This window comes from Sinorhizobium glycinis (genome assembly GCF_001651865.1).
GTDB lineage: Bacteria > Pseudomonadota > Alphaproteobacteria > Rhizobiales > Rhizobiaceae > Sinorhizobium > Sinorhizobium glycinis.
This window is the reverse complement of record NZ_LPUX01000066.1, coordinates 25,705-45,436: the sequence shown is the minus strand read 5'-3', so window position 1 is coordinate 45,436 and position 19,732 is coordinate 25,705. Positions and strand designations below refer to the sequence as shown.

The window sequence follows — 19,732 nt, the reverse complement described above, 5'->3', positions numbered from 1 at the left end:
TTGTGCAGTGCAGCTATGCGTTTTCGCGGGTGCGAACTCAAGGTCTCCATCGCAAAGCTTGATTGGATGGCCGGACGGGCGTCGACGTGTTGAAACGCGGTCGGGACGGCGAAGTGGTTGCAGCGGCCGAGGGTGTCGCCCGCGGTGATTTTTCGCTGAACGGCCGTAATCACGCCGCCCCCGGGTGTCGAGAATTCCGCCTTTCGGGTGGCACCAACCGCTAGCAGGGTTTCGACGCCCCAAAGCAGCGCGTACTGCTCCGACCCGAATCTATGACATCCCGTTGAACCTGTCCTGGAATCTCTTCGTCCGCCCGCGCGAATACCCCTGACTTCTTCTACGGACTCCCTGGGACCGATGGCCGCGAGTAGGATAGGGAATGGCGGTGGCGGGGCGGAAGATAGTCATCTGCGGTTTGCAATGAGGCGGGTGCCATTCGGGAACGGTGAAGGTTGCGGACCGGCAAGGAGGGAGAGGGGGAAGGGGCGTTCGCGGTGGGTTGCGGTTGTCGGAGAGAGGCTCCGGCCAGCCCGCTACGGAGAAACGATATGGCACAGGCCAACCAGAAAATCACCCTCAACGCCGGGCGCGACATACCCTTCAACAAGCTCGTTCTCAGCCAGCAGAACGTGCGCAAGACCAAGGCGGGCGTATCGATCGAGGAGCTCGCCGAAGACATTGCCCATCGCGGACTTCTGACCAGCCTCAATGTTCGCGCCGAAGTCGATGCAGACGGCAAAGAGACCGGCATCTATCGTATTCCGGCGGGCGGCCGTCGCTACCGCGCGCTGGAATTGCTGGTCAACCAGAAGAAGCTGTCCAAAACCGCCGGAATTCCCTGCATCGTCAGCAAAGGCGAAACTCTCGAAGTCGAGGATTCACTTGCCGAGAACGTCAAGCGCCTCGATCTACATCCGCTGGACGAGTTTCGCGGTATGATGGCGCTGCGCGAGCAGGGGCTCGACGAGGAAGAGATTGCCGCCCGCTTCCACATTTCGGTAGCGACGGTGAAGCAGCGCCTGCGGCTGGCCGCCGTCTCGCCCCGCCTGCTCGAGCTCTATGCCAATGACGAGATGAAGCTCGGCCAGGTCATGGCATTTTCGATCACCAATGACCACCTCCGGCAGGAGCAGGTTTGGGACACGATCTCGCGGTCCCATAATCAGGACGCCTACTATATCCGCCGGATGCTGACCGAAACCGCGGTTCGGGCATCCGATCGACGCGCCGTCTATGTCGGCATCGACGCCTATGAGGCTGCCGGCGGTGTCGTTATGCGCGACCTGTTCGAGCAGGATAATGGCGGGTGGCTGCAGGACCCAGCGCTGCTCGAACAGCTCGTGCTCGAGAAACTGGCCGCCGACGCCGAAGCGCTGAAGACCGAAGAGGGCTGGAAATGGGTCAATGCCGCCTTTGACTTTCATTATGGCCACACCTCCGGCCTCCGCCGCTTCTACGGTGAACGGGTGGAGTACACCGAGGAGGAGCTTGCACGCCATGACGCTCTAAAGGCGGAATATGACAGGCGCGATGCCGAATATGCCGCGGCGGAAGACTATTCCGAGGAAACCGAAGCCCGGCTTGAGGAACTCGGCAACGCGTTGGATGCCCTGAACGATCGGCCTTATGTCTTCGATCCCGAAGAAGTCGCCCGCGGTGGCGCCTTCATCTCGCTTGCCGTCAATGGTGAGTTGAAGATCGAACGGGGGTTCGTCCGGCCCGAAGATGAACCTGTCGTCGAGACGGCCGGCAGTGATGTCGATGATCGCGACGACAACGGCAAAAGCGGTGACGATGTCGTTGCTGCTCCTGCAACAGGCGGGGTCTCGATTAACGGCAAGCCTGTGGGTATCGAGGAACCGGAGGAAGATGACGGGAAGATTCGTCCGCTCTCCGACCGCATCATCGAGGATCTGACGGCCGCCCGTACTGTCGCGCTTCGCAACGCGCTTGCCAATGATCCGGTGATGGCCTTTGTCGCGGCCCTGCATGTGTTCGTCCTGAAAACCTTCTACAGATACGGGTCGGACTCGTGCCTGGAGATCACCGCGCAGCAGACCGCGTTCAGCCAGACGCAGGGGCTCGGCGATACGGTCTGGGCGAAGGAGATCGAACAGCGGCAGGAGTCCTGGGGCCATGATCTTCCCGGCAATGCCGACGAAGTCTGGGACTATCTGATCGCTCTCGACGAGGCCAGCCGCATGGCGCTCTTTGCCCATTGCGTCTCCCTGTCGCTGAACGCCACGATCCAAGCCTGGAACCGGCGCTCGAGGGAAGTCGCCCATGCGAAGCAGCTTGCCCACTCGATCGGCTTCAGCATGGTCGAGGCAGGCTGGACGCCGACGGTAGACAACTATCTCGGGCTCGTCACGAAGGCACATATCCTGCAAGCCGTTCGCGAGGCGAAGGGCGAACAGTCGGCGCAACTCATCGATCACCTCAAGAAGCCCGACATGGCGCGTGAGGCCGCCCGGCTGCTGGAAGGAAGCGGATGGCTCCCTGAAGTGCTGCGGCTCCCGGTCGACGAGATCCCGGCCGAGGCCGCTGCTGCCCCCGTGGCGGATGCGGACGGGATTATCGATGACAATGCCGTGGAAAGTGCTCACGTCGAACTGCCGGCCTTCCTGACGGAAGGCGCCGATGCCGAAGAGGCATCCGTCGATCGTGCGGAGCATGACGGCGAGCGCCTCGAAGCAGCGGAATAATCGTTCCCAAACCCATTGCTCAATTGGAGGCCCGGCCACTGTGTCGGGCCTTTCTGATTTCTGAACGTTGGAGACAGAGCAGTCTCGCCGGGAAGGGGCGGCTGGGATCGGCAGGAGAGGGAAGAGAGGGGCCAGGGAGGGTTGAGGCCGGGCGATGGAGAGGGGGTTGTCCGGCCTGAACCCTGTCGCCTCTCTGGAGAGTAAATCGATGTCGACACCCGTGATTGCGCCCCAAAGCGCCACCATCGTCCCCGAAGCGCGTCGTCAGGAATTCCTGCCGACCCTGTTCGGTCGTTCACTCATGATCGTCGCCGAGAACGCAGTCTATAGCTTGATGGAGCGGCTGAGCCCGCTCGATTATGGCGGCGGCTTCTGGGATTTCTACGAATACGAGGGCAAGCCGCTGTTTCTCGCTCCGACATCCAGATCGCGGTTTCGGATCATCGGCGACATTACCGGATTTCAGGGGGAGGTGTCCGCCGAGGCCGCCGGCATCATCGCCACGCTGTTCGCCTTCTCCCATCTCTCCTTCAAGTATCAGTCCGAACATCTCTCTGAAGGCTACGGCCGTCTCTACGCCTATTCGGCCGACCATCCGGAAGCTGCCGAGATATTCCAGGCGATCGATTGAGATCCAATACGCGCCGCTCTCGGGTGGCGCACCCGAGCGTCCCGCCTGCTTGCCGCGTCGGACAGGCGCTTCGGCGGCGAGCCATCTTCATCCACCCCACCAGCCCGGTTGTCGCGAAAGCGATCAGCCGGGCTTCTTCGTTTCAGGAGATTTGAGCATGAACACCATGATTTCCAGCCCGCGGCCGGTCTCGTCCGGCTTCAAGGTCGATATTTCCCGCGGCGAACGCATCGGCCGCGTCTCATCCGAATGGTTCTCGCGTCCCGACGATGAGCGCTATCTGTCGCTCTCCGATCTTCATCGCGCGGTCAGCGCCAGAACCGATCGCGCCCGTGTTCGAACGGTTGAAAGCGTGGAGGTCCGCGTGGAAGCCACCCGTGACAATGCCGAGCGTCTTGCCTTGATTGTTCCCGGCGGGCGTGAGCCGATTGCACCGACGCATTGGAGCTACGGTCAGCTTTGCAGCCTGGTCGGAGCGCCTGCGAGCTATATGCGGCAACTGCCTGCGCCGCTGGCCGCGATCAATCTTCAGCACGGGCTCCTCAACCACAACTCCGAACTGGTCAAAACACTGGAGATGGATGACGGCCGCGTCGAGCTGCGGGCGATGACTGGCCCCGAATACGGCCGCATCTGGGATAAAGATCTGGTCGCCGCCGTGATGAGCATCGCCGGCAACGGAACCGGCGACACGATCTGGAAGGTACCGGGCGTGCTCGATTGGTCAACCATGACCCACAATCCGTTCGTCGATATCACCAAAGATACGACCACGCTCTATGCCAGCGACCGCGATGTGTTTCTGTTCCTCGTCGACGACATGCATCCGATCGAGGCTGGTCGCCTGCCGAACGGTGAGCCGGATCTCTACTTCCGCGGGTTCTATGCCTGGAACTCCGAAGTCGGGTCCAAGACACTCGGCATAGCATCGTTCTATCTGCGGGCGGTTTGTGCCAATCGCAATTTGTGGGGCACCGAAAATTTCGAGGAAATTACCATCCGGCACTCGAAGTTCGCGGCGCAACGTTTTGCCCATGAAGCCGCCCCGGCGTTGACGAACTTCGCCAATTCCTCGCCCGCGCCCTTCATCGCCGGCATTCGCGCCGCACGTGAACGGGTCGTTGCGCGAAATGACGAGGATCGCTCGGATTTCCTCCGCAAGCGCGGCTTCTCCAAGGCCGAAACCGGCAAGATCATCGAGACGGTGCTTTCCGAAGAAGGGAGGCCACCGGAGAGCATCTTCGATTTTGTCCAGGGCATCACGGCACTTGCCCGCGGAAAAGCCCATCAGGACACGCGGCTCGAACTGGAGGGCAAGGCGAGGAAGCTACTGGAAAGCGCAGCCTGACTGCGGATTCTTCGCTCGCGCCTCTCATCCATCCCTTTCATCGCCCGGCCATTGCGCCGGGCTTTTCGCATTTCACCGAAAGGCAATGCCATGACCAATATCGAAGCCAGGATCATCTGCCACCCGCCCATCCCATTGGCCGACATCACACCGCTCGAAATGCTGGTTCTGACCAATATGCTCGAATGCAGCGAAACAGAAGCGGGCCTTGTCCTGTTCACCGATTTCGGAGCGACAAATCCGATCCGCGTGACGCGACACGAACTAATCGAAGCCTTTCGCGCATCGGCGCCACACGTCGACAGTGCGCTCAACATCTTCATTGCCAGCCGCATCATAGCCCTTCTGCCAGCCCTGTCCGGCAACGTCGATACGGAAGCGTCAGTCGACATCGACTTGAGCGAATTCCCGTGGCAGTTCGTGGTGCAGGCCATCGTGGCGCGGTCAGTGAGGCTGCGCGAAGTGGTGGTGATCCAGTGGACGAACCACCCCTCGCAACGCCCGGAAACCTTCGGCGCCAGCGTTTCGCTGATCACCGCCAAGGCTATCCATCATACCAGCAGCGAGGATTTGTTGGCCCGTTTCCGGCAGCAGGATCGGGCCCTCGAGCTTTCCCTATCGTCGCTCGCGCCGAGTGACGGTCTGCGTGCTCCTGCCGGCGACGATGCAGATCGTCTGTTCACCGCAAGAGAGGTCGGGCTGCTCTCTGTATATGGGAAGCCATGCTGTATTTCCGGGGGCTGCACGAGGGTCGCCGGCCCGTCTCGGACAGGATCGTCCAGATGTCCAAGGTCTGGGACGCGGTCGGATGGCAGGCCATGAGATCCCGCGCCGCAGAGATCGTGCCCCTTGCGCTCGACGCGTATGCCGACCTTTCCGGCGTCCTGGAGCGAGATGGCCTCACGTTCGACTTCCACTTCATCCCGGCAATGGTGGACACGCTGGTCTGGTCGGAGAGCGGGCCTTACCGCAACGGGGAGCCGGACGATTTCCTTCAAGACGTGATCGCGACGGTGAAGCGCCGACGGCAGGATGTCATTACGCGCAACACTTTCCGGCGCCTGTGATTTTCCGGCCAGGCGAAGCTGCCGGCCCGAGCTAATCGCTTGCAACCACCCAGATGCGCCGAGACGTTGGCCGAGGTCAGTTCCCCGGAATCGTTCGCGCGCCGAGAATCGAGGAGATACCTGATGTTCACCACCGATGGACTCTCTCCGATGCAGTCGGGCCGGCTGAAGGCCGCCCTGGCTAAGAAGTACCGCTACGACGGCGTTGTCAGAACGCTCCAATCCCACATCCAAGCCTTGGCCGCGGAAGGTCCGTTGGAACTGACTGAAGGGAATGGAATGATCGATTATTCCCGGACACACTTCAACCGTCTTGCCTCCCACAAGGAGCAAGACGCCTATATCGCGCGTCTCCGGGCGAAGCGATATTTCTACGTGAACGGATGGGTGGTACCGAAGCTGGTCTACGATGCGATCAGGCGCTGATGTCGGTGGCGTTCTGATCCGTCGCAGCCTCGGACGGCCGCATGGACATTGCCAAATCACTCTCACCGGCTGTCTGCTCGGCGTCGACCTGATCGCCAGCGGCTTTCAGGTCGATTTTTCCCCAGATCGAATGTTCTTTTCGGGACAGGCGACGCCGATTTTTGATCTCGACGACGAACGGTTTCTTTTCAGGCTTCACGATGGTCCGATTGAAAAAGACGGATAGGTGTCAATGCCGCAGGTGTTCTTATTCGTCTCGCCCTGTCAACGCCCCGCAGCTCCGTGTTCCCGTATCAAGGAAGTCGCGGCATCTCGCCCTCGGCCACCCTCCAGACCCAAGGCACAATCTCCGGTCTCGCGTCGATCATATTGGTGAGTGCCTGCTCGTATTCATCTCCGGCGCTTGCCGGGATGATGAACATCGCGACAGGGGCGGGCTTCTGTTCCGGCAATGTCGCCGATACGATCGGCGCGTCGCGAGGTAGGTTGAAACGCAGGCCCTTGACGCTCTTTCGCTTGAGGTGGCTGAGCTTTTCCAAGAGCCGTAGCTCGTGGATGTCCTCGAACGGCAGCCAATGCTCGTTGACCACCATCAGGGCGACCTCCTCGACCGACGCGATGCCGGCGGTCGAGACGCCGAAGGTGGCGATGACGATCAGATGCAATGCCTCGCTCGAGTGCCACAGTTCCAGTTCGGTCTCATAGCGCGCTGCGAGTCGCCTCCATGCGCCATTCTCGATCATCAGCGGGAAGGGCAGGTGCCGTACGACTATCTTGTGCCCCTCGCGGGCTGCGGAAAACTCCTTCACCTCGGCCACGATCATCATGAGTTTTCGCAGTCCCGAACCTGTCGCCTGTATGCTCTTGAGTGCGGCGGCGCGCCGGGCAGCGATCCCGTCCTTGTCGTCCGGATGAAACACCTCAGGAACGAAGAGCATGTCGCTCAACGGACCGCCCCTTGCGGTCATCTGCGAGGCGGCATTGATGAGGCTCGTGCGCACCCGGCCCCAGCCGCGCCGGCCCGTCCACGTCGAGCGCCATTCCGTCAGTTCGCCGGCCTCCCAGAGATAATGCAGCATCGCCCTGAGCGACAGTTTCTTGGGCTCGCTGCGTATGCCCGGCTCCGCTGCTTCAGCCGGTGCGCCGGGCGCCGATCGTGGCCCGCGTTTTGTCAGGGAAAAATCGAGCTTCAGGTCTGCCTTGCCGCCGGCATCGATCCGGATCGCATTGCCGATCAGGGGGCCGAGGCCGGATAGCTCGTAGGGAGGCTCATAGGAGGGGCACGCAGGATCGTGGTCGCGCCCCGAAAGCGGCATGCGTTTGATGAGATACTGATCCTCCAGGCGCGCGATATACATCGCAACCGGGGGCTCCTTGCACATGCACATCGGGCGAAGCCTTTGCTCGTAGGCGTGCGGAAGCAGCGCCCGAAACTCCGGCGAGGATTCTCCCACTGTCTGATCGCCGATCGTGAAGTTACGCACCTTGGTTCTCCTCTTGCTCCGGCCGAACGTACACGGGTAGCGTCCATCTTACTATCAAAAAACAGACAGTAAAAACCCGTGCGCCCTTCGGGCTCTGGTCGCGACGGTCGCGGAGACTGCCGTCGGCGCGCGCCGGGGGAACGCAGCTTGGTTGGAACCAATGGGCGGGGTGAACGGCGTCGTCGATGACGACTTCCCCGGTCCGCGTTCGGCGTGGCGAGGCCGATCAGGATCGGTTCCTCGCCCGCGCCGGGGAACTCAGGCATCTGGGCACTCCAGCCCGTCAGCCGACGTTTCGGGTAGGTTCAATGAGCTAGCATTTCGTCGACGATCTGTTTGCCGTTCAGGTGTGACGGATAGTAGGTCGGCCAGTTGGTGACTTCCTTCAGCAGGGCGGCACGGTCATTGCCCCAATAGAGGTGGTAATGGCCCGCCTTCTCGGGCGTGATGATGTGGTCACTGAACTGGATGAACTGCGGAGCGGTACCATCACCACCGGTCTTCTTGAAGACGTAGCGGACACCCCGATTGCCCTTCTTGTAGGTGAGGATTTCATGGCCGTCCGTTTCATAGTTTCCGCTGATAGACTCTTTTCCGCGGAAGAACGTGACGTTGCTGCCCTCGATGGCGATCCGATCGATGCCGGTTTTATATCCAGCGTCGTAATAGGCGCGATATTCGCCGGCGCTCTTGTCGCCGTGCTTTGCCTTGTCCGCCAAGACCGGGTCCAGCGTGCCATCGACCAGATAGGGATAGACGGACTGCCAATCGCCTTCCCAGTCCGAAAGCGCGCGCGGCTTTACCTGATCGTCCTCGAAATACCCTTCGTACACGGATCCTTTCGCATCATGGGAATGGCTCTGGGCGTGATCGTGCCCGGATGATGTTTGGGCGCCCGACGTCCCCTCGGAAAGAGCCTGTCCCGCGAAAAGAAGCGCTGAGGAAACACTGAGTGCGTAGCCGAGTTTTTTGATGGTCTTCTGCATTCTTTGGAGCCTTTCGGTTATCCGGTTCGGATCGTGTCCGGCGATTTGGTATGTAATAACATTACAACACGTCGATTAACCTGCTTCCGGGGGCTACGCAAGAGCCATTCGGCCTGGCGGTGCCGCGATCCATTGCGGTCGGACGCGCCGCCCGGAGGGGTGAGAGGAGGGCCGCATTGGGGGAGGGCCCACCAAAGCGAGCGAGGGAGAGAGCCTCGTCCCGTCCCGGGTCCCTGGGATCGTCATCGGAGTTGAAGGCCCGAACGACCATGTGGCGCCGGACGGCAAGGGGTTCCCTCACCTCACGATCGAGTACGTCGCTGTCGACGGCCGCCCTGAAGCTCCTCGAAGCCACACCGGCGAGGTTCTTACCGACGGCGTCGCCTCCGGCCCGCCCTGACCCGTCGGGGCCGAACGCTGTCGATTCCACGTTTCTGTTTCCAACCAGGTCCGGTGCTCCGAACGGAGCGCCGGGCCTTGCCGCGTTTTCAGGAGAGCATCATGACCATGCCTGCAATCGACCGCCCCCGCTCGGCCGCCGCGCCGGTCTTTCTGAACTTCCGCTCAGAGGTCGTACGGCCTGTCCGCTTTGCCCTCGTCTATTGGGACGGCCCGGGAGACACGCTCTACGCCTTCGAGGATCAGGAAGCCTTCGAGCGACAGCGCGCGACTGCCGAGCGCCATTCTGTTCACGTGCATCAGCTTAGCGCAGAGGAGGCCGCAGACTGGATTGCCGCTGGTGGCAAGGCCGTTCTGCATGAGATGTCGGTCGCCGGCATTGCGGCCTTCGGCAACCTGAAGCTCGCACCCGGCTGAAAGCCGGGCGCTGGCCGCCGTCCGCCCGGGAGGGAGAGAGGGGCGGGAAAGGGGCGGCCTGCCGGGGTTTGGAGAGCGTCCGGGCGGGCCGGTCTTTCCGGCTCTCGACAGGATTTCCCATGAACGTGACCTCTTCCCGCGCCGCGAACGCGGCCGCTACGTCGCTCGCTCCCGCCGACCGTGCCGGCCGTGCAGGAAAAATTCTCCTCGCCGGCCATCAGCTTTTGCCGTTTCTCGAACGCGGGCAGTCCATCGGCGCAGCCGATTTGCGCGCCATCCTCACGGACACTTTCGGCGGTTCCGACGCCGAAGGTTTCTGGGCATGGAAAGACGCCTATGAAGCGACCGAGGTCGCGCAGGTCCTGTTTCTGCGCAAGTTCGGCGCGGCGATTTCCGCTCGCACGAACGTGCCCAAGGCGGCGCTGGCGATGCTGACCAAGGTCGCGTCGCTCATTCCGACCCATACGCGCCGCTCCGAGGAAAGCCAGCAGCTCCAGCAGTTTTCCACCCCACTGCCGCTTGGCCTTATCGCGGCCCACGCCGCAGGCCTCAAGGCGGACGATACCGTGCTCGAACCGTCTGCCGGAACCGGCCTCATGGCGATCTTCGGCGAACTCGCGCATGCGCGCCTTTCTCTCAACGAATATGCGCCGGTTCGCCACGGTCTGCTGGAGCAACTCTTCTTAGGCTCGGTGGTGTCGCAACACGACGCCGCCCACATCGATGACTATCTCGACCGTTCGGTTCGTCCGACGGTCGTCTTGATGAACCCGCCGTTTTCTGCCGGCGTTCATGTCGAAGGGCGCATGGCCGACGCCGCATGGCGTCATCTTGCCTCCGCCTTCGCGCGGCTTGCCCCTGGCGGCCGGCTAGTGGCGATCACCGGTTCCAGCCTTTCACCCGACAATCCCAAATGGCACGACGCCTTCGTCCGCCTGCAAGAGCGCGGCACGGTTCTGTTCAGCGCCGCGATCGATGGCTCTGTCTATGCCCGGCACGGCACGACGATGGAGACGCGGCTGACGGTGATCGACAAGATCGCCGCCGCCGATCCCAAGAGCCTCATCGCCTCGCACGGTGTCGCTCCCGATCTGGAAACATTACTTTCATGGATATCGGGCCTTCCGCCCCGCTCGCCCTCGACCGCGCCCAACTCGATCGGCGCGCTTTCCAATGGAATCGTACGCGCCTGCGCAGCGAAAATGGCCGCCCGCAAGGCCGCCGACACCTTCCGTCCCGCAGCGGTGATCGCTCCGGCAAGTCGGACAACTCCGGCTGTTCGTGCACAGCAACCGACATCCCCGCCGCCCCTCCGTATCGACGACGAGGTTGTCGAGCTCGACTACGAACTGCGCGATGCAGCGCCGAACACCCGCGTCGACGTCGCCGACGGCATCTACGAACCCTATCGCTTGCAGGCGATCCATATCCCGGACGCAAAGCCCCACCCGGACAAACTGGTCGAATCCGTCGCCATGGCATCGGTCGCGCCGCCCAAGCCGAGCTATCGGCCGCACCTGCCGAAGCGCATCATCACCGATGGCGATCTGTCCGACGCCCAGCTTGAAAGCGTGATCTATGCCGGCGAGGCTCATTCCGGCTATCTCGCCGGCCACTGGTCCGTTGATGCCAGCTTCGACAATCTCAAGGCTGTCACGCCCGAGACCGAAGGTGCTGTTCGCTTTCGCCGTGGCTGGTTTCTGGGCGATGGCACGGGTGCCGGCAAAGGCCGCCAGGCTGCTGGCATCATATTGGATAACTGGCTTCAGGGCCGTCGTCGCCATTTGTGGATTTCGAAGTCCGAAACCCTGATCGAGGATGCACAGCGCGACTGGAGCGCGCTCGGTCAGGAGAAGCTGCTGGTCACACCGCTGTCGCGCTTCCGGCAGGGGGAGGCGATCAAGCTCGAGGAGGGCATCCTCTTCGTGACGTTTGCCACGCTGCGCACCGACGAGCGCGAAGGCAAGCAATCGCGCGTCCAGCAGATCGTCGATTGGCTGGGAAACGATTTCGACGGCGTCATCATCTTCGATGAAGGCCACGCTATGGCGAATGCCGCCGGCGGCAAGTCCGAGCGTGGCGAAAAGGCCGCCTCGCAACAGGGCCGCGCCGGTCTGCGCCTGCAGCGCGCTCTGCCCGATGCCCGCGTCGTCTATGTCTCCGCAACCGGTGCGTCCGAGGTTGAGTCACTCGCCTATGCCGAACGCCTCGGCCTCTGGGGCAGCGCCGACTTTCCTTTCTCGACCCGATCCGAATTCATCGCTGCGATCGAAGACGGCGGAGTTGCGACGATGGAAGTGCTTGCCCGCGACCTCAAGGCGATGGGGCTCTACGCATCAAGGTCCTTGTCGTTCGAAGGTGTGGAATATGACATCCTCGAACATGAACTGACCAAGGAACAGGTCCGCATCTACGATTCCTATGCCGAGGCCTTCCAGATCATCCACAACAATCTCAACGAAGCGCTCGAAGCCTCCGGTATTATCAGCAGCAAGGGAACGCTCAATAAAAACGCCAAAGCCGCCGCCCGGTCCGCCTTCGAGAGCTCGAAGCAGCGCTTCTTCAATCACCTCTTGACCTCGATGAAGACACCGGCCTTGATCAACGCGATCGACAAAGATGTGGAGGAGGGCCACGCGGCGATCGTCCAGATCATCTCCACCGGCCAATCGCTCACCGAGCGCCGGCTCGCCGAGATCCCGACCGAAGAGTGGGGCGACGTTCAGGTCGACGTCACGCCGCGCGAGATCGTCGCGGAATATCTCAACCATTCCTTCCCGACCCAGCTCTTCGAGGAATATTCCGACGCCGAAGGCAACCTCCTGTCGCGGCCGGTCTATGACGCCGCGGGCAACCCGGTCCTGTGCCGCGAAGCAGTCGTGCGCCGTGACGCGTTGCTCGAACGGCTCGGCAGCCTGCCGGCGATCCCGACCGCGCTGGACCAGATCGTCCAGCATTTTGGGACGGATCGCGTTGCCGAGATCACCGGGCGCACGCGCCGGATTGTCCGCCGCGACGACGGCGGCTCGATCGCCCGCTTCGCCGTCGAAAGTCGGCCGGGCAGCGCCAATCTCGACGAGACCCGCGCCTTCATGGATGACGAAAAGCCGATCCTGATCTTCAGCGAAGCCGGCGGCACGGGACGCTCCTATCATGCTGATCTCGGCGCGAAGAACCAACGCCTGCGTCTGCACAATCTTCTTGAAGCCGGCTGGCGGGCCGATGTGGCGATCCAGGGTCTCGGGCGCAGTCATCGCACCAACCAGGCACAGCCGCCGCGCTTCCGCATGATCGCCACCAACGTCAAGGCGGAACGCCGCTTCCTGTCAACGATTGCGCGGCGCCTCGACACACTCGGCGCGATTACCCGGGGTCAGCGCCAGACCGGCGGGCAGGGGATGTTCAGGAGCGAGGACAATCTTGAATCCCAGTACGCCCGCGACGCGCTCAGGCAGTTCTACAAGCTCATCCACCGTAGCGGGATCGATGGCTGCTCGCTGGAAAAATTCGAGACGATTACGGGCCTTTCATTGACCGCCGAGGAAGGTGGTCTCAAGGACGAACTGCCGCCGATCCACACCTTCCTCAACCGCATGCTGGCGCTGACGGTTGCTATGCAGAACCTGTTGTTCGACGCCTTCGAACAGTTGCTGGCTGCCCGGATCGAGGGCGCAATCGCCGCCGGTGTCTATGACAAGGGGCTGGAGACGCTGACAGCGGACCGTATGACGGTGAAGGCTAGGCAACTCGTCTATACCCACCCGGTCACAGGCGCGCAGTCGCATCTGCTGACGATCGAGCGCATGGATCGCAATACGCCGCTGCTGCTGGCCGACGCCCTGAAACTTGTGGGCCGTGACCCACGTGTCAAGCTGATGGTCAACGGCAAGTCCGGCCGCCCGGCCGTGCAGGTTCCGACCCGCTCGGTCATGCTTGATGACGGTTCAGTCCAGCCGCGCGTCGCGCTCATCCGGCCGATGGACGAAATCCGGTTTGAGGTGCGCCAGCTCGAAGAAACGAACTGGGAGGAAGCGGACGAGCAGATCTTCTCAGCCGCATGGGATGCCGAAGTGGCCAATCTCCCGGAGTTTTCCATCACGACCATGCATGTCGTCTCCGGTCTACTATTGCCGATCTGGAAATTGCTGCCGCAGGATTTCTGCCGCGTCTATCGTCTGGAGACCGACGAGGGCGAGCGGATCGTCGGCCGCTTGATCTCTTCGGAGGGCCTTTCCCGACTTTGCCGGAATTTCGGGCTCGATCAGACGGAGGTCATCAACGCCGACCAGGTCTGGCAATCGCTTCTCGGCGGCTCCTCGGTCGTTGCCCTCGCAGGGGATATGACGTTGCGCCGGGTTCGGGTGATGAACGACTATCGTGTCGAACTCAATGGCTTCACCGACGGGATGCGGGACAGGCTCAAATCCGTGGGTCTGTTCTCAGAGATGATCGCCTGGAAGCTCAGGTTCTTCATTCCGACGTCCGAGGAAGGATCGGCGATCGTCGCTCGCCTCATCGAACGGCATCCGATCGTCGATGTCACTGGACCGGTATGATCGCCATGCTGTCCGCTTCTCAATTGGCCGATCGTCTCGCGCGCGACGCCGAGGCGGTCTGCCGTCATTACCTCTCCGCCGGCCATCGGGCCGGCAACTACTGGATTGTCGGCGACGTCGCCAACAGCAAGGGCAAGTCGCTCTATGTCCATCTCTCCGGCCCGCGTGCTGGGCGGTGGACAGATGCAGCAACCTCTCAATATGGCGATCTGCTCGACCTCGTTCGAGAAACCTGCGGGTTGGTGGACTTCCGTGATGTCGCAGACGAGGTGCGGCGTTTCCTAAGCCTTCCCCATCCGGCGTCGTCCCGCAGGGGCGACGCCCACACCGATCCGCCGGTCGATAGACCGGCAGGCGAACGCGCAAGACGCTTGTTCCGGATGACGAAGCCGCTTGGCCGTTCACTGGCCGACAGCTATTTGCGCCAGCGGGGCATCCTGCGGGCAGCTCAGCACCAGGCGCTCCGTTTCCATCCCTCGTGCTTTTACCGGGACCTCGTGACCGGCAGGACGTTGAGCTATCCGGCGCTGATCGCAGCCGTGACCGATCCCTCAGGCGCGATCACCGGTGTGCATCGCACCTGGCTCGATCCGGGGGGCGACGGAAAGGCGAAGGTGAACGATCCCCGCCGCGCGCTCGGCGGGCTGCTCGGAAATGCCGTGCGCTTCCGTTTTCCCGGTAATGCGCCCGTGCCGGTGATAGTCGCGGGCGAAGGGCTCGAAAGCATCTTGTCGCTCGCGCACGTGATGCCGGGCATGCCGATGGCCGCGACGCTGACCGCCAATCACCTTTCCGCCTTTCGGCTGCCCCATGGTTGTCAGCGGCTCTACATCGCTGCCGATGCCGATGCGGCCGGCCGGCATGGCATCGAGGGATTGAGCCGCCGCGCGCAGGCGCTCGGGATCCTGCCGCTCGTGCTCACCCCCGAACTCGGCGACTTCAACGAGGATCTGCGCCGGCTCGGACCCGACCGGCTCACTGGGCATCTGAGAGCCCAGCTCGCGCCGGAAGATGCCCAGGCCTTCCTGCCCACCTGATGCTGCTGGACGGAAAGGCGGGAGAGGGCGCGCCGTGGCAGGGAAGGCCGGTCCATGCTGGTCGCCGTTCGGGTAGGCGCGCGCCCGCGGGCCTGCCGAGAGGCGACCCTTACCAGACGGCTGTCGGGCCTTCAGCGGGTCGGTCGGGTTTCTTCCCCGCGCCGGCACTTCCTTGGCGCATCGGCTGTTCCGAAAACCGGTTCCCACTTTTCGGGCCGATGCTGAAGCCGGCGCTCCTCGCGGGCCAAGAAACCCTCCCTCAGCCGCCCGGCGCTTCGCTGGGCCGCGGCGTGAGGCACGCCGCGGTTCCGGTCTGCCCGCCGCATGGAAGGGATCGCCGTCAGGCCGCGAGAGGCGCGGCCCAAACCGACGGAGACCATCATGAACCTGTCCCTTCCCATCGACGACGCCTTCGAACCCCACCACGCCTCTTCCCCGACCGACCGCTTCATCTACGAGATGCAGATCTATGGCCATCGCCCCTTCCATGACGAACCAGACCCGCGGCCGTTGCCCGAGGAGCCAGTGGTCCAGTCGGCGCTGGCCGCGATGTTCGACGCCATGTTCGAGATGCTCGGCGACACGCGGTTGGAGCCCGATCTCGAAGATCTGCTCTGGTCGACGGTCAACCTCTTCCACCGCGCCGGCGAGCGCATTCAGCGCGAGCTTCAGCGCAATGAGGATGCGCAGCGAAGCGGACAGAGCGAGCAGGACGGCTCGGAGGTGAAAAGCGTCGAGCTCGAGCGTCACATCGCCGAGGGGATCACGCTCCTCGAGCGCCGCAATGCCTTCGAGTTCATGCGTGACTATGCCGCCGATCTCTTCGAAGCCCAGACCGGATCGGCATGGCGCCCGCGCACCGGCTCGAAGGTCAGCCATGCCAATATGACCGCGGCGATGATCGACTCCAGAGATTTCCTGTCCGCCCGCCGCCGCGCCGAGACCGAGGTGCTGATCCCGGCCGGCACCAAGATCGCCTTCGGCGGCGGCATCGATTACAACGATCACGAACGGATCTGGGCGAAACTCGATCAGGCTCTCGCCAAATATCCCGATATGGTGCTGTTGCATGGCGGCTCGCCGAAGGGAGCCGAACGTATCGCCGCCTGCTGGGCCGAGGCGCGAAAGGTGACGCAGATCGCCTTCAAGCCGAACTGGACGAAGCACGCCAAGGCGGCACCTTTCCGCCGCAACGACGACATGGTGTCGGTCATGCCATCAGGCGTCATCATCTTCCCCGGCTCCGGCATCACCGGCAATCTCGCTGACAAAGCTCGCCGACTCGGCATCCCGGTCTGGCAGGCTGCGGGGGATGGCGCTTAAGGCGCCATTTCCCCACATGGCTAAGGCGATGCTTGCATTTCTTGAAAATTGTGTACACATTTCCCACTGAAACGGAGCCTCGCCATGCCTCAATCCCGGCAGCAGACATCAACTCCCCGCCGCGTCGGCGTGCGGGAATTTCGCGGCAACCTGACGTCCTTCCTCAAGCAGGTCGAAGACGGGCAGAGGTTCGTCCTGACGTCCCATCATAAGGTCGTTGCGGAAATCGGACCGCCGTCGTCAGACGTCGTCATACGGAAACCAGGTGCATTGCGCGGAAAGATCAAAGTTGCCGATGACTTCGACAGCCTGCCGGAGGATGTTCTAAAGTCCATGGAAGATGGGACGTGAGGCTGCTGCTCGATACGCATGCCTTGTTGTGGTGGCTGAACGACGACGAGAAGCTGGGGAATCATGCGCGAGGCCTTATCGGCGATCCTGAGAACGACGTCCTCGTCAGTGCCGTCTCCCTTTGGGAAATCACCGTGAAGCTGCGGATTGGCAAACTTGATGCCGATATAGAAGAGATTCTTGCGATCTTGCCGGGTCAGGGATTCGACCGGCTGGATATTACAAATGCGCATCTTATCGCTCTTACGGCTCTTCCGCTTCATCACCGCGATCCCTTCGATCATCTTCTCGTGGCGCAGGCCATGGCGGAGGGAGCGCATTTCGTTTCCCAGGATCAGAATGTCGCACTCTATGGCATTCCGTTCGTCACTTGCTCGGATCCAGTTGTCTCGTGATCTCCGACGGGCTTGGTTCCGCTGACCAAGCCGGCTCCGATCGCTCGGATGGCGCGCTTGCCCGTGGCGATGTGCCTGGCGAACACCGACGGCTCAGATGGCCGGGCGCGGACGGACGAGTGGGGGAAAGATCACTCATCTGATGCCCACGCGATCAGCTTCACCCGGTATTGCCGCACGGTCTGCAGGCGGCATACCGTCCCCGTGTCCACCTCTCGGATCAACAAAGGGATGATATCGACAGGGGACGTGTGCCTGCTGTAGTTGGGAGCGGGCGAGGGTACCCGATTGACTGGCTTGGAGGCAAAACGTTCAAGGGATGCGCGGCCGATACCCCGCAGCGCTGGGCCGGGCGGCTATGATGGTTTGTCGCGTCCTTCAGTTGCCCCGAACCATTCCCGTTTTATGTCGCTCGTATAGACGACCGCCTGCTTTTGCGGCCAACCCCTAAAGGGGTAAGACTCGGCCGAAATTTTTGCAAAATTCGATTTCGGTTCTTTTCTCTCGGCGGAAAATAGAATTTTGCAAAAATTTCGGCCGAGCTGACCGCAGCAGGTCGGCCGTCTCTTCGCGCGCCATCGGGAATGGTCCCGAGCAACCGAAGGAGACAGTACCATGGCCACCACGATCGCAACCCTGACGCAGAAGACCGACGGCATCCTCGAAGGCGTCTTCGCCACCATCCGGGTCAACGCCCCGATCGCCATCGTCCCGAACGCAAGCAAGTCGAGCGAAGAAGCCCCCGATTACCGCGTCATCCACCGCAAGACCGGCTTCGAGATCGGCGCGGGTTGGAACCGCATCGCCCGCCAGACCGGCGAGGAATACCTCTCGGTGAAGCTGGAGGCCCCCGAGATCGGCGTGATCTTCGGCAACCTGGCACCGGCACCCGGCGGCGATCCGAGCAAGAAGGTGATCCTCTGGAACAATCCGAACTGACGAGCCAAGCGAGCGGCCCCGAGCAATCGGGGCCGGCTTCATCGTTTCGCGCAGCATCGGGAGCAAAAACGGGCATCGAGCCCGCTTTTGCTCCTCCTGCCGTGCCACATGAGAGGAAAGCCTGTCTGCTCAGATAGCCAAGTCTGCCGTGAGCATCGCGCCGCCTCAAGGACATCGCGGCCCCTCCAATTTTCAGCCGGTGCCCTGAAGGGCACCGTCAGAAAATCGGTTCCTCCGCTCGCCGCCTCCGGCGGTCGCTCACGCGATCCTTGACCCGGCCCGATCCTCACGACCCCGGGCGTCATCTTTCACACTATCCAAGGAGATGACGACGATGACGATTGCACTCGAAATTCAGGTTGAAGAACTGCGCGCCGAGCTCAGGAACGCGGACCCCGCCGAACGCCGCCAGATCGAAGTGGAGCTGGAACTGGCTGGGGCCGAACTGGCGGCGGCGATCGCCGAACAGGAGGGCGCCATCGACGCCGCTCCGCCCTTCTGAGGGGGGCGTTTGCCCTCGCGCCTGGGCCGGCACGCCGGATCGACCGGCGCGTCGACCCGGGGCTCCGCTTCGTACCAGTGATCACCGGTAGGGATCCGGTACGCTCGCCGCGGGCAACCCGCGGGCCATGTGTTCACGCCGAACACGTGTGTTCGGTCGATAGCCGCGCGCCCGTTTGGTCCGCAGCAGATCGAGGAACAAGCGGACAGCATCCTCTTCCTTGTCGAAGTGATGCACCATGGCCTGTCCGACTGTCCCGATGCGTCCCCAACGCCGCGTGAGGCAGGGCGTACCGAACAGCGTCGGTTCGATCGCGAGCGCGTAGAAGCGCGCCATGTTTTTCGTCGCATCCGTGCGTTCGATGTAGAGCTGATAGGGCTGAGTGAGCATGGCGTAAGAATCGCCCGTCCCGGCTTTCGCGTCCAACGACACTTATGAATCGGTCGGCCTCCTCCGATTCATTTTCGTGATCGATCGTCGAGGCTGAAGATCGTTGTTTGGGCGAGCCGGCCGACGGCCGACCGGGTGCTATTCGCTTCGCTCACGGAGCCCGCAAAAAGGTCTCCGCCTCCGGTCACGCCCCCTCTCGCGGAATAATCCGGCCGGATCGACCGGCCGCCTCATAGCAAAGGGAATACCCTTTGCGCTCCCCGTCGGTTGCGTGAATGACATCGATCATGTTCTTGCTTTGATCCCACGGTGCGAATAGACTCTCAGGAACCTGACAGTCTCTCGCCGAGGAGCCCGTCATGTCGATAGAGCCTCAAAGCGCTCAACGCGAAACCGGCGCGACGATCCGAAGCGGAACTTTCCGCGCGCTTCGGTTCATCGTCAGGCTTCCGTTCGCGATCGCCTTCGGCGTCGTCAGGGCGGCGGTTTACAGCGCGTGGTATCTCGCCTTCTATATCCTTTGCATGTTCCGCCCGTTCACAGGTTTCATGATGCTCACGGCGATCGTCATGGTGCCGATGTCGATCGTCGTCTACGCCCATCCCGAAGCGGCGAACGGCATGCCCTTCTGGGCGTTCGGTCTGATGGCGCTCGGGCTCGTTGCCTTTGCGATCGGCTATACGATTTTCCTCGACTGGTTCACGCCGCCTGGCGCGGAGGACCCGTTCGCCCGGTATCGCCGTTCCGATCGATAGGGCTTCTCCCAATGTGAGGCT

Annotated in this window: 19 protein-coding genes; 15 read left to right on the top strand and 4 right to left on the bottom strand. The window is 62.4% G+C overall.

The window, feature by feature from the left end:
* Window positions 1-548 precede the first annotated feature (548 nt).
* The 6 genes from AU381_RS24285 (at window position 549) to AU381_RS24260 (ending at window position 6,177) form a co-directional block, all read left to right on the top strand.
* The gene (locus AU381_RS24285) at window positions 549-2,705 is read left to right on the top strand and encodes a ParB/RepB/Spo0J family partition protein (RefSeq protein WP_014858007.1); all 2,157 of its coding nucleotides are present in this window, start codon (window positions 549-551) and stop codon (window positions 2,703-2,705) included.
* 208 nt (window positions 2,706-2,913) lie between these two features.
* Window positions 2,914-3,336: an antirestriction protein gene (locus AU381_RS24280; RefSeq protein ID WP_014858008.1), complete on the top strand. Its 423-nt coding sequence runs from the start codon at window positions 2,914-2,916 to the stop codon at window positions 3,334-3,336.
* Between the two features lie 157 nt (window positions 3,337-3,493).
* Window positions 3,494-4,684, top strand: a complete 1,191-nt coding sequence (locus AU381_RS24275; protein ID WP_014858009.1) for a hypothetical protein — start codon at window positions 3,494-3,496, stop codon at window positions 4,682-4,684.
* A gap of 90 nt (window positions 4,685-4,774) precedes the next feature.
* Window positions 4,775-5,506, top strand: a complete 732-nt coding sequence (locus tag AU381_RS30845; RefSeq protein WP_223843485.1) for a hypothetical protein — start codon at window positions 4,775-4,777, stop codon at window positions 5,504-5,506.
* Window positions 5,467-5,751 (top strand): hypothetical protein, encoded by a 285-nt coding sequence (locus AU381_RS24265; protein WP_141322091.1) that lies wholly within the window; start codon window positions 5,467-5,469, stop codon window positions 5,749-5,751. Before AU381_RS30845 ends, AU381_RS24265 begins: the two co-directional genes overlap by 40 nt.
* A 123-nt stretch (window positions 5,752-5,874) precedes the next feature.
* The gene (locus tag AU381_RS24260) at window positions 5,875-6,177 is read left to right on the top strand and encodes a hypothetical protein (protein WP_014858012.1); all 303 of its coding nucleotides are present in this window, start codon (window positions 5,875-5,877) and stop codon (window positions 6,175-6,177) included.
* On the opposite strand, the gene AU381_RS29910 is transcribed toward AU381_RS24260, so the two are convergent.
* The 3 genes from AU381_RS29910 to AU381_RS24245 all read right to left on the bottom strand — a co-directional run bounded on the left by AU381_RS29910 (window position 6,167) and on the right by AU381_RS24245 (window position 8,647).
* Complete coding sequence (locus AU381_RS29910) at window positions 6,167-6,376, bottom strand: hypothetical protein (RefSeq protein WP_037462502.1); 210 nt, start codon at window positions 6,374-6,376, stop codon at window positions 6,167-6,169. The genes AU381_RS24260 and AU381_RS29910 overlap by 11 nt on opposite strands.
* Window positions 6,377-6,470: 94 nt before the next feature.
* Complete coding sequence (locus AU381_RS24250) at window positions 6,471-7,661, bottom strand: DUF1173 domain-containing protein (RefSeq protein WP_014858014.1); 1,191 nt, start codon at window positions 7,659-7,661, stop codon at window positions 6,471-6,473.
* A 305-nt stretch (window positions 7,662-7,966) separates the two neighbouring features.
* Window positions 7,967-8,647, bottom strand: a complete 681-nt coding sequence (locus AU381_RS24245; RefSeq protein ID WP_014858015.1) for a ZinT family metal-binding protein — start codon at window positions 8,645-8,647, stop codon at window positions 7,967-7,969.
* A gap of 501 nt (window positions 8,648-9,148) precedes the next feature.
* On the opposite strand from AU381_RS24245, the gene AU381_RS24235 reads away from it, so the two are divergent.
* The 8 genes from AU381_RS24235 to AU381_RS30375 all read left to right on the top strand — a co-directional run bounded on the left by AU381_RS24235 (window position 9,149) and on the right by AU381_RS30375 (window position 18,566).
* Window positions 9,149-9,463 carry a hypothetical protein gene (locus tag AU381_RS24235; RefSeq protein ID WP_014858017.1) on the top strand — a complete coding sequence of 105 codons (315 nt, stop codon included), beginning with the start codon at window positions 9,149-9,151 and terminating at the stop codon, window positions 9,461-9,463.
* A gap of 119 nt (window positions 9,464-9,582) precedes the next feature.
* Window positions 9,583-14,019: a strawberry notch-like NTP hydrolase domain-containing protein gene (locus AU381_RS24230; protein WP_014858018.1), complete on the top strand. Its 4,437-nt coding sequence runs from the start codon at window positions 9,583-9,585 to the stop codon at window positions 14,017-14,019.
* Window positions 14,016-15,056, top strand: a complete 1,041-nt coding sequence (locus AU381_RS24225) for a DUF7146 domain-containing protein (RefSeq protein ID WP_015633556.1) — start codon at window positions 14,016-14,018, stop codon at window positions 15,054-15,056. Before AU381_RS24230 ends, AU381_RS24225 begins: the two co-directional genes overlap by 4 nt.
* A gap of 381 nt (window positions 15,057-15,437) precedes the next feature.
* The gene (locus tag AU381_RS24215; RefSeq protein WP_015633557.1) at window positions 15,438-16,379 is read left to right on the top strand and encodes a DUF2493 domain-containing protein; all 942 of its coding nucleotides are present in this window, start codon (window positions 15,438-15,440) and stop codon (window positions 16,377-16,379) included.
* Between the two features lie 84 nt (window positions 16,380-16,463).
* Window positions 16,464-16,730, top strand: a complete 267-nt coding sequence (locus tag AU381_RS24210; protein WP_015633558.1) for a type II toxin-antitoxin system Phd/YefM family antitoxin — start codon at window positions 16,464-16,466, stop codon at window positions 16,728-16,730.
* A complete protein-coding gene (locus tag AU381_RS24205; protein WP_014857681.1) occupies window positions 16,727-17,125 on the top strand; it encodes a type II toxin-antitoxin system VapC family toxin in 399 nt (132 codons plus the stop codon). The genes AU381_RS24210 and AU381_RS24205 overlap by 4 nt, the downstream gene beginning before the upstream one ends.
* Before the next feature lie 615 nt (window positions 17,126-17,740).
* A complete protein-coding gene (locus AU381_RS24200; RefSeq protein ID WP_014857684.1) occupies window positions 17,741-18,064 on the top strand; it encodes a DUF736 domain-containing protein in 324 nt (107 codons plus the stop codon).
* A 334-nt stretch (window positions 18,065-18,398) separates the two neighbouring features.
* Entirely contained in the window at window positions 18,399-18,566 is a 168-nt protein-coding gene (locus AU381_RS30375; protein WP_015633560.1) for a hypothetical protein, read from the top strand.
* Window positions 18,567-18,647: 81 nt separating this feature from the next.
* Here AU381_RS30375 and AU381_RS24195 read toward each other — a convergent pair whose 3' ends face one another.
* Entirely contained in the window at window positions 18,648-18,956 is a 309-nt protein-coding gene (locus AU381_RS24195; protein ID WP_014857686.1) for a WGR domain-containing protein, read from the bottom strand.
* Between the two features lie 359 nt (window positions 18,957-19,315).
* Here AU381_RS24195 and AU381_RS30460 point away from each other — a divergent pair, with 359 nt between their 5' ends.
* Window positions 19,316-19,711 (top strand): hypothetical protein, encoded by a 396-nt coding sequence (locus AU381_RS30460; RefSeq protein WP_014857688.1) that lies wholly within the window; start codon window positions 19,316-19,318, stop codon window positions 19,709-19,711.
* Window positions 19,712-19,732: the final 21 nt, after the last annotated feature.

What these genes read in the sequence shown, in the direction of transcription:
- AU381_RS24285 (WP_014858007.1), top strand. Translation starts at nt 549, where the DNA reads ATGGCACAGGCCAACCAGAAAATCACCCTCAACGCCGGGCGCGACATA.
- AU381_RS24280 (WP_014858008.1), top strand. Translation starts at nt 2,914, where the DNA reads ATGTCGACACCCGTGATTGCGCCCCAAAGCGCCACCATCGTCCCCGAA.
- AU381_RS24275 (WP_014858009.1), top strand. Translation starts at nt 3,494, where the DNA reads ATGAACACCATGATTTCCAGCCCGCGGCCGGTCTCGTCCGGCTTCAAG.
- AU381_RS30845 (WP_223843485.1), top strand. Translation starts at nt 4,775, where the DNA reads ATGACCAATATCGAAGCCAGGATCATCTGCCACCCGCCCATCCCATTG.
- AU381_RS24265 (WP_141322091.1), top strand. Translation starts at nt 5,467, where the DNA reads ATGTCCAAGGTCTGGGACGCGGTCGGATGGCAGGCCATGAGATCCCGC.
- AU381_RS24260 (WP_014858012.1), top strand. Translation starts at nt 5,875, where the DNA reads ATGTTCACCACCGATGGACTCTCTCCGATGCAGTCGGGCCGGCTGAAG.
- AU381_RS24245 (WP_014858015.1), bottom strand. Translation starts at nt 8,647, where the DNA reads ATGCAGAAGACCATCAAAAAACTCGGCTACGCACTCAGTGTTTCCTCA.
- AU381_RS24235 (WP_014858017.1), top strand. Translation starts at nt 9,149, where the DNA reads ATGACCATGCCTGCAATCGACCGCCCCCGCTCGGCCGCCGCGCCGGTC.
- AU381_RS24230 (WP_014858018.1), top strand. Translation starts at nt 9,583, where the DNA reads ATGAACGTGACCTCTTCCCGCGCCGCGAACGCGGCCGCTACGTCGCTC.
- AU381_RS24225 (WP_015633556.1), top strand. Translation starts at nt 14,016, where the DNA reads ATGATCGCCATGCTGTCCGCTTCTCAATTGGCCGATCGTCTCGCGCGC.
- AU381_RS24215 (WP_015633557.1), top strand. Translation starts at nt 15,438, where the DNA reads ATGAACCTGTCCCTTCCCATCGACGACGCCTTCGAACCCCACCACGCC.
- AU381_RS24210 (WP_015633558.1), top strand. Translation starts at nt 16,464, where the DNA reads ATGCCTCAATCCCGGCAGCAGACATCAACTCCCCGCCGCGTCGGCGTG.
- AU381_RS24200 (WP_014857684.1), top strand. Translation starts at nt 17,741, where the DNA reads ATGGCCACCACGATCGCAACCCTGACGCAGAAGACCGACGGCATCCTC.
- AU381_RS30375 (WP_015633560.1), top strand. Translation starts at nt 18,399, where the DNA reads ATGACGATTGCACTCGAAATTCAGGTTGAAGAACTGCGCGCCGAGCTC.
- AU381_RS24195 (WP_014857686.1), bottom strand. Translation starts at nt 18,956, where the DNA reads ATGCTCACTCAGCCCTATCAGCTCTACATCGAACGCACGGATGCGACG.
- AU381_RS30460 (WP_014857688.1), top strand. Translation starts at nt 19,316, where the DNA reads ATGTCGATAGAGCCTCAAAGCGCTCAACGCGAAACCGGCGCGACGATC.